Consider the following 8881-nt stretch of genomic DNA (forward strand, 5'->3'; position numbering starts at 1 on the left):
CCACCCCGCGCTTCGAAGCCATCGATGGTCCTTCCATCGAGCGTGACCTCGACCTGGGCCGTCTCACCGAAGACGCGGGCGAAACGATAAGATACCTCCACCGGCCCCCCCTCGATCGCGAGGGGGAGGACGATGCGCGAGTGATAGGTGGTCCAGCGCGTGGCGTCGCCATTTTCGAGCTCGTAATGCGATGCGAACCCCTCGATGAAACGATGATCGTTGGGACCGAGCCGGAAGGTGACCGCCTCGTTCTCGACGCCTAATCCACCCGCGAGAATGCCGGCCAGGAACAGAATCGCTGCGGCCACGAGCTCGACTTTCCGGCTCGCCGGCTCGCGGGCTTCCATCGGTGAGACATTCTACGCTCTTCCTCGTGGCCGGCTCCAACAGCCGTTTGGACGCCATGTGGCCAAGGTTGACATTTGGTTGCGTCCGAAGTTAGACTTCGAACAGAGCGCTCGAGGAAGGATTCGATGAAAGCGATCGCCGAGCTCGTTCGGCTGGATCCGATTGAGGCCGCGAAAAAGGTTCTCGAAGCCCATCGAGGCCGGGAGGAGTGGCTCGACGAGTTCGCCGAAGCGCTCGATCGGCGACGTTCAGGACGGTCGCTACACCGCATCCTGGCGGTTTGGGGTCTGAACCAATCGGAAGCTGCGGACCTCTTCGGGGTCGCACGCCAGGCAGTCAGCAAGTGGCTGGATCGAGGTGTTCCCTCAGAGCGCGCCGAAGCGATCGCGCTACTCGCCGCCGCTACGGACCTCCTGGTCCGGTATGTCAAGCGCGACCGGATCCCGGTTGTCGTGCGCAGGCCTGCTCCCGCTCTCGGCGGGAAGTCCCTGGTCGACCTCGTCGGAGCTTCTCGTCCTCACGACGTCCTGGATGCCTGCAGATCGATGTTCGACTTCGAACGAGCGCAGGCCTGAAGTCCGCTGAGCGTGCGGACGGAAACGCTACCCAATGGGCACGAGTGGTGGCGGATCGCGAACCCTCTGTGGGATGACCCGCTCGATCCCAGCTATGCGCAGCGGCGCGGGGGGCGCTGGAACCCACCGGCGAGCTTCCCGACGCTCTACTTCAACGAAGACGTCGTGACGGCTCGCCTCAATCTGCGAACGTTCATCTCCGGGTGGCCGTACGGACCCGAAGATCTCCGCGACGAGACCGGACCTTTCCTCGTCGGGGCAACCTTGCCCAGAAACCAGCGAGTTGCTGACGTACATTCACGCCGGGGCGTTGCTGCCGTGAACCTTCCCGCCTCCTACCCGCTAGATCGGCGGGGCGAGCCCGTGCCTCATTCCAAATGCCAACCCATCGGTCAGCAGGCGAAGGATCGCGGACTTCGCGGCGTTCGTTGCCGCTCAGCGCGTGTGCGGGATGGCGCCGGCCGCGAGCTGGCATGGTTTCCAGCGACGGCGCGCAGTCGTGCACGCCAAAGGACCGCGCTTCGTTTCGAACGATGGTTCTGGGGATAGCCGGCTGCATCAGCCGTATCGACCCTAACCTAACCCATTCGCCTCGACGGTCGTCCAAACCGGTGTGAGCCACCCGCGCTTGGCACTTCGCCTGCTGGCGAAGAGCCCGGGCTTCGCCGCCACGTCGATTCTCGTGCTCGCCGTCGGAATCGGGGCCAATACCGCGATCTTCAGCCTGGTCGAAGCGGTGATTCTGAGACCTCTTCCCTATCCCGATCCGGATCGGCTCTTCGTGGTTGAAAACGTCAAAGACGGCGAGCCCCTGGGGGCGCATTCCAGCTCCTGGCCGGATTTCGAGGATTGGCGCGACGAATGCGAGAGCCTTGCGCGGGTGGCGCTCTTTACTTACTGGACCTTCAACTTGACGAACCGAGACGTTCCCGTGCGCATCACCGGGGGGCGAGTCACGGGGGATTTCTTCCCGACGCTCGGGATGCCTCCGTTGCTCGGCCGGTATCTCACCCGGGAGGACGACGTGCCCGGCGCTCCCGAAGCCGCCGTGCTGAGCTACGCCATCTGGCATCGTCTGTTCGGCGCGAACGAGAGCGTCGTCGGAAGCGTCGTGACGTTGAACGGGCGTCCCCACACCGTCGTCGGGGTCATGCCTCCGGAGTTCCGATTCCCCGGCGAAGACGTCGAGATCTGGGGCGCCGTGGGAGACAACATGAGCGGCATGCAGCGGCACAACCGCTTCATGCTCGTCGTCGCGAGGCTGGAAGAGGGCGTCCCCCCGTAACGGGCCCAGAGAGAGCTCGACACCATAACGAGACGGCTTTCGAGCGAGTATCCCGAATCCAACGAGGGGTACGGGGCGTCTCTCGTTTCCGCACACGAGATGCTGGTGGGAAACGCCAAGCCGGCACTGGTCTTGCTCCTGATCACTGTCGGTTTCGTGCTCCTCATCGCCTGCACCAATGTGAGCAACCTGGTGCTCGCTCGAGCCACCGGTCGCAGGCGCGAGGCCGCCACTCGGGTCGCTCTTGGGGCCGGATGGATGCGCCTCGCCGGGCTCTATCTGGCGGAGAGCTTGCTCATCGCCGGGGCGGGCGGCGTCCTTGGCATCGCCCTCGCACACGCGAGCTTGCGAGTCCTGCTCGACCTCTACCCTGGCGGGACGCCGAGGTTGGACCAGGTCGGAGTCGATTCCACGGTGCTCCTGTACACCCTCGGGCTCTCGGCCGCGACGGGATTCCTCCTCGGCGTCATTCCCGCTTTCGCCGCCGGCCGCAGCAATCTTCAGACGGCGCTCAAAGCCGGTGGACGCATGGTGGGAGAGGGCTCGGGTGGAAGCCGTCTTCGCGACGCGCTGGTCGCGCTGGAAGTGGCGATGGCGTTCGTCCTCCTCGTCGGGGGCGGTTTGCTTTTGCGGAGCTTTGCCAAGCTGACGGCCGTGGACCCGGGCTTCCATGCGGACCGGATCTTGACTCTGAGCGTGTTCCTGACGCCTCCGAAATATCCCACGCTTGCCGATCGCTTCCACTACGTCGATCGGGCCAAAGAAGCCATCGCCGCTTTGCCGGGTGTCGGATCCGTCGCCGCCGTCACCGACCCGCCCCTCGGTGAGGGCTGGCTCACGATGTCGGTCTTCGAAGAGGGCCGTCCTCTCTCCGTCGCCGCTTCGCCGAATGTGACGTTTCGCGGGGTGAGCGAGGATTATTTCCGGTTGCTGGGCATCCCCCTTCGGGCAGGCCGTTTCTTCGATTCGACCGACGACGAGGACGGGCAGAAAGTCGTGGTGGTCAACGAGACGTTCGTGCGACGCGTCCTCTCCGGAGGAAACGTGCTGGGACGGCGCATTCTCTGGGCTGACGAGGAGCGCGACCAGACCCCGATGAGGATCGTTGGCGTCGTGGCCGACGTCCACCATCGCCGTATCGATCGAGAGGAGGGCCCGGTCGTCTACGCCCCGATCAAACAGATCACTTTCTACTGGATGCGCTGGTTCACCTTCGCTCTCGAAGCTCGCGATCCCGAGAGCTCTGGCGGAATGGCCCGGGACGCGCTCCTCGGGGTGGACCCCGATCAGCCCGTTTTTCAGATCCGCACGCTCGCGACCGCGATCGCGTCTTCGCTGGCGGAGCGGAGGTTTCAATTGTTTCTCGTGCAGCTCTTCGCCGTCGCGGCGCTGGTGCTCGCAGCGCTCGGTGTCTACGGCGTGATCTCTCATACGGTGACGCATCGCACCCACGAGATCGGTCTTCGTCTCTCGCTCGGCGCCCGGCGCCGCGACATCCTGGGCCTTTTCGTTCTGCGGGGGATGCGATGGACGCTCGTGGGCCTCGTTGCGGGGCTGGCCGCGGCCTTCGTCGTCACTCGGTACATGACCGCCATGCTCTTCGGCATCACGTCCCTCGACCCCTACACTTTCGCTGCGGTCGGGATCCTCCTCGCGGGGGTCGCGCTTAGCGCGAGTTATCTGCCCGCGCGCCGCGCCGCCGGCCTCGACCCGGTTCGGGCGCTGCGCTACGAGTAGCTCTACCGGAGAACTCGCTTCCGCGGGGTGCTATGGTCTACCCTTCGCTCTCCGCGATGTGTGGAATCTGTGGTGTGTTCGACCCCCGGGCCGAGGTGCGGCCCGAGACTGCCGTCCTCGATGCCATGTCTCGCTCCATCGCTCACCGGGGACCGGACGACGAGGGCTCGTTCCTCGACGTCGGGATCGGCCTGAGCGCCCGGCGCCTGTCGATCATCGACCTCGAGGGCGGCCATCAACCCATACACAACGAGGACCGGTCGATCTGGATCGTCTTCAACGGGGAGATCTACAACTATCGAAAATTGAGAGAGCTCCTGTCGAAGCTGGGGCATCGTTTCGCCACCGAGACCGACACCGAGACCGTCGTTCATGCTTACGAGGAGTTCGGCCTCGAGTGCGTGCGCTACCTGAACGGCATGTTCGCCTTCGCCCTCTGGGACGCGCGCGAGCGCCGCGTGGTTCTCGCCCGGGACCGATTCGGGATCAAGCCCCTCTACTATACGGTGGTGGCCGGCGAGCTCGTCTTCGCTTCGGAGCTGAAGGCGATCCTGCGCCACCCCAGAGTCGACCGACAGATCGACGTGATCGCGCTGAACGAGTACCTGTCGTTCGAGTACGTGCCCACGCCCCGCACCATTTTCCGCGGAATCAAGAGGCTGCCTCCCGGCCATACGCTCGTGTTCTCGGGGAAAGGTCAGCGCGTCGAGCGGTATTGGGATCTGAGTCTCGCCAAGAGCGAGCGCCGACCTCCGGTGAGCTGGCGCGAGTACCAGCAGCGGCTCCGACACGAGCTCGAGCAGGCGGTGCACAAGGAGATGGTGAGCGACGTGCCGGTCGGGGTGCTGCTGAGTGGCGGCATCGACTCCAGCGCCGTCCTGGCGATGATGAGAGCCGCTTCTCCCCGGACCATCCGAAGCTTCTCGATCGCCTTCGAGGAGAAATCGTTCGACGAGTCCCGCTATGCGAGGCTCGTGGCCGAGAAGCTCGGTTCCGAGCACCACGAGCTCACGGTTACCTCTGCGATGATGGCGGATCTCGTTCCACGCCTCATGGACGTCCTGGACGAGCCCTTCGCCGATTCATCGATCGTGCCGACCTATTTCCTGACGCGATTCGCTCGCGAGCAGGTAAAAGTCGTACTCGGCGGGGACGGTGGAGACGAGATGTTTGCCGGCTACCCCACGCTCCAGGCTCATCGATTGATCGAGTATTACGAACGCTTTGTGCCGTTTTTCCTCCGCGCGAACCTGGTGCCGAAGATCATCGACCGGCTGCCCGTTTCCAAGGACAACATCAGCTTCGACTTCAAGGCGAGGCGCTTCATCTCGGGCCGAGGTGTACCCGTCGCCAGCCGGCATCACCGCTGGCTCGGGGCTTTCGTACCTCAGGAGAAGCGAGAGCTCTTCGTGCCCGAGCTCGTTCAGGATGACTTCGACACCTACGAGGTCGCCTACGAGCACCAGCGGGCCTGCGACGCGAACGAGACGTTGAATCAGCTGCTCTACCTGGATCAGAAGCTCTACCTCGAGGGCGACATCCTCGCCAAGGTAGACCGCGCGAGCATGGCGAACTCGCTCGAAGTCCGGGTGCCGCTTCTCAATCCCGGCCTCGCCGAGTACCTGGCGGAAGTTCCGCACGAGCTGAAGCTCCGAGGCATGAGATCGAAATTCCTGCTCAAGAAATCGATGGAAGGCGTTCTTCCCCGCGAAATCATCAACCGGAAGAAGAAGGGCTTCAACGTACCGGTCGCTTACTGGATCAACTCTTCACTGAAGGAGCTCGTTCGCGATCAACTCGCCGGGGACAAGCTCGCGCGCGAGGGGTTCTTCCAGCCGTCCTACGTCGAACGGTTGCTTCGAGAGCATGCCGAGGGAGTCCGCGACCACCGAAAGCTAATCTGGACGCTCCTGGTCTTCGAGCTGTGGCGGGACCGGTACCTCAACTGAGTGAAACGTTTCCCCTCTTGGTGACGATCAACACGACCTGATGACGGCCGTAGGCGAGGTACTTGTACTCGATTCCTTCGCGGCGAACGAGCTCCTCGAAGGCCTTGAACTCGTGGTTTCGCCATCCGAGGAAATTGAAGAAGTCGTCGAAAACCAATACGGTCCCTTCCCGTACGCGCTCCGAGATGGTCTCGAGCACGACCGCCGCCGAGGAGTAAACGTCGCAATCGATGTGCGCGAAGGCCAGGTCTTCCCCCGTCTGTTGAATGAACCGAGGCACGGTGTCCACGAACCAGCCCTTGTGGAGAGTGACATTCTGCGGGACCTCCGGTAGCTTGCCACCGGTCGAATAAGCCCCCTTGGGGTCCTTGTTGCCCGTCCAGTCCTCGGGCAGGCCCTCGAAACTATCGAACCCATGAACCGGTCGCCCTGTTCGTTCGGCGATGAGCCGGATGGACTTGCCGCTGAAGACACCGAACTCCAGGATCATTCCCGGAATCTTGATTTGGTCGATCGCGTATCGAAGAAGGAGCTCTCGGTCCAGAAAATAGAGCGCGTCGGGCATGTTCTCCTTGACGAACTGGGCGGCGTCCGTCTGCGCCTCTCGCATGAGGAGCGTGGCGGGGTGCATCTCTCGATGGAAGTAGTAATCGACGGCCTTTCGGGCGATCCGGTCGGCCAACCGACCGATGAGCGAATCGACGACTTTGTTGATGGCGCGCTTCAATGAGCCCATCGGGGATTCAGGATCGGCGCTCGGACAATGTCAAGCGCGACACGTGAATGACCGTCGATGTTCAGCCGGTTCGCGACCTCACCGCCGTTCCGAGCGCCCCCGGGGAGGGTCCAACGTCCCTTTTCCGTCTACTGGGTATAGAGGCAAATTACGCGGTGTCCCTGAACCAGGCTGCGGGAGACAATCGGCCGAGGCTCCTCGAGCAGATGCGGCTCACTTTGGAGCGGCGCCATTATGCCCGGCGCACCGCCACGGCGTATGTTCATTGGGCGAAGCGTTTCATTCTGTTCCATCGTAAGCGCCACCCGCGAGAAATGGGAGTCCGCGAGGTCCGCGAGTTTCTTTCCTACCTAGCCTCGCGTCGCCGCGTCAGCCCGTCGACCCAGAATCAAGCCCTGAGTGCTCTTCTGTTTCTCTACAAGGGCGTGCTCGAGGTCGACTTGCCATGGGTCGATTCGATCGAGCGAGCCAAGGGTGCGATACGACTGCCGGTCGTTCTCGACTCTCACGAGGTGCGAGCCCTGCTGCACCGCATGAGCGGCACGCCGCGGCTCGTGGCCGCTTTGTTGTATGGCTCGGGACTCCGGCTGCTCGAGGGTCTCCGCCTCCGCGCCAAGGATGTCGACTTCAGGCGCCGTCTCGTCACGGTAAGAGACGCCAAGGGTCGCGTCGACCGAAACACGATCCTCCCGACGCGTATCCAAAAGCCCTTATGGGAGCACTTGAAGCGAGTCCATCGCCAGTTCGAGTCCGATCTCCGCCACGGGGCGGGATTCGTAGAGCTACCCTACGCCCTGGCGAGAAAATACCCCAACGCGCGCCGGGACTGGTCGTGGCAATGGGTGTTTCCGGCGACCCGGATCTATGTCGATCCCGCGACAAGGGAGCGCCGTCGTCATCATCTTCACGAGACCGTCATCCAGCGCGCCGTCAAGGACGCCCGGCGACTCGCGGGCCTCACCAAACCCGCCACCTCTCATACTTTCCGTCACTCGTTTGCAACCCATCTTCTTCAAAGCGGCTACGACATCCGTACCATCCAAAAACTGCTGGGACACAAGGACGTCAGCACGACGATGATCTATACCCACGTCCTCGAGGACGGCCCCCACCGCGTTAGAAGCCCTCTGGACGATACGATTTGAAACCCGACCCGCTCGCGCGTACGATGAGAGTAACTCTCGCAATGGCGGAAGGACGGGAAGGAGGAGGGCCGGCATTGGTGCTCGCGGACATCAGACAGCTTGTCGTCGGCGGTCGTTTCGCTGCGCTACAAACCAACGTCCCGCAGCCCTATTTCACCTCCACCCAACTCGCTCACCCCAACCCCAGCGTTCGAAGGATCTTGCGCCGACTGTTCTCGCCATCCCAACAGATATCGCAACCTCCCCCACCGCGATACTTTCCGACCACCGGTCGCTTGAATAGTAGTTAGCTGGACCTATCCCAACGAGGGTTCGTGGTGGCTGAACGATTGTGCGCATACTGCGGCGGCAATGCGACAACCGATGACCACGTTGTGCCAAGCAATCTCTACCCACCGTCCAAGGCGGGCTCACGGGTTCAACGAATCACAGTGCCCGCCTGCTTGACATGTAACCGCAGCTGGCAAGATGACGAACCTCACTTTCGAACAATTCTTCTTCTCGCCGGGGAGCCAACGCCAGTCGTGCGCGAACTGTGGGAGGGAAAAACTCGCCGTAGCTTCCTTCAGCCAGATGGCGAAAGGCGAAGGCGCGATGTCGCCCAACTTCTCCGTCCGGTGCAGATGCCGGAGGGCCAGCGCCACAAGATCTACCCAGCTAAGGATGTAAGATTCATGCGCGTTCTGCGCAAGGTGATTCGGGGGTTGTGTTACCACCACGGACTTCTGTCGGTGGTACCAGATGACCAGGTCTGGGCCGACGTGCAACGTTACGAGATTCCGCCAGGTTTTTTCGATGAAATGACGGTAGCACATTCCGAACCCGACATTATCGAGTACCGCTGGACGACTCTTCCGGAAGATGAACTTATGCACTCTGTTTGGCGACTTCGCTTCTTCGAGAGGACTCCCTTCTACGGAATCGTGTTCCGGTCAGCCGATGCCATGCGTCATGCGGTGAGCGTTAACGGTGAGGCCAGCTAACATGCGGATCGAGTGGACGTGGCCTTTCCCTGCGTGAGAGGGTGAACTAAGATGAGAGCGTGTAGCCTTCGTGCCACGCGGTGCCGGCATCACCGGGTCGGCCACGCCACTCATCCGCGACGG

The 8881-nt window shown here is 62.7% G+C and carries 9 protein-coding genes; 7 read left to right on the forward strand and 2 right to left on the reverse strand.

Going from position 1 to position 8881, the window contains the following annotated elements; translation table 11 throughout:
- Positions 1-347: hypothetical protein (locus tag VEK15_30745; GenBank protein ID HXV65112.1), on the reverse strand; the 347-nt coding region annotated here is incomplete at its 3' end.
- Between the two features lie 126 nt (positions 348-473).
- On the opposite strand from VEK15_30745, the gene VEK15_30750 reads away from it, so the two are divergent.
- From VEK15_30750 to asnB, 5 genes are all read left to right on the forward strand, one after another.
- Positions 474-923 (forward strand): hypothetical protein, encoded by a 450-nt coding sequence (locus VEK15_30750; GenBank protein HXV65113.1) that lies wholly within the window; start codon positions 474-476, stop codon positions 921-923.
- Positions 924-935: 12 nt separating this feature from the next.
- A complete protein-coding gene (locus VEK15_30755) occupies positions 936-1472 on the forward strand; it encodes an RES family NAD+ phosphorylase (protein ID HXV65114.1) in 537 nt (178 codons plus the stop codon).
- Positions 1473-1551: 79 nt separating this feature from the next.
- Positions 1552-2208 (forward strand): ABC transporter permease, encoded by a 657-nt coding sequence (locus VEK15_30760; protein HXV65115.1) that lies wholly within the window; start codon positions 1552-1554, stop codon positions 2206-2208.
- Positions 2209-2313: 105 nt separating this feature from the next.
- On the forward strand, positions 2314-3945 hold the full coding sequence (locus tag VEK15_30765; GenBank protein ID HXV65116.1) for an FtsX-like permease family protein: 1632 nt from the start codon (positions 2314-2316) through the stop codon (positions 3943-3945).
- A 32-nt stretch (positions 3946-3977) separates the two neighbouring features.
- Positions 3978-5894 (forward strand): asparagine synthase (glutamine-hydrolyzing), encoded by a 1917-nt coding sequence (asnB, locus tag VEK15_30770; GenBank protein ID HXV65117.1) that lies wholly within the window; start codon positions 3978-3980, stop codon positions 5892-5894.
- On the opposite strand, the gene VEK15_30775 is transcribed toward asnB, so the two are convergent.
- A complete protein-coding gene (locus VEK15_30775) occupies positions 5887-6630 on the reverse strand; it encodes a class I SAM-dependent methyltransferase (GenBank protein HXV65118.1) in 744 nt (247 codons plus the stop codon). The genes asnB and VEK15_30775 overlap by 8 nt on opposite strands.
- A 155-nt stretch (positions 6631-6785) precedes the next feature.
- Here VEK15_30775 and VEK15_30780 point away from each other — a divergent pair, with 155 nt between their 5' ends.
- Together VEK15_30780 and VEK15_30785 are read left to right on the forward strand one after the other, a co-directional pair.
- Positions 6786-7775, forward strand: coding sequence for an integron integrase (locus VEK15_30780; protein ID HXV65119.1), 990 nt, complete (start codon positions 6786-6788; stop codon positions 7773-7775).
- 674 nt (positions 7776-8449) lie between these two features.
- Positions 8450-8758: a hypothetical protein gene (locus tag VEK15_30785; protein HXV65120.1), complete on the forward strand. Its 309-nt coding sequence runs from the start codon at positions 8450-8452 to the stop codon at positions 8756-8758.
- The last annotated feature ends 123 nt before the right edge of the window (positions 8759-8881 follow it).

It is taken from the genome of Vicinamibacteria bacterium (genome assembly GCA_035620555.1).
In the GTDB taxonomy this organism is placed as follows: Bacteria; Acidobacteriota; Vicinamibacteria; order Marinacidobacterales; family SMYC01; genus DASPGQ01.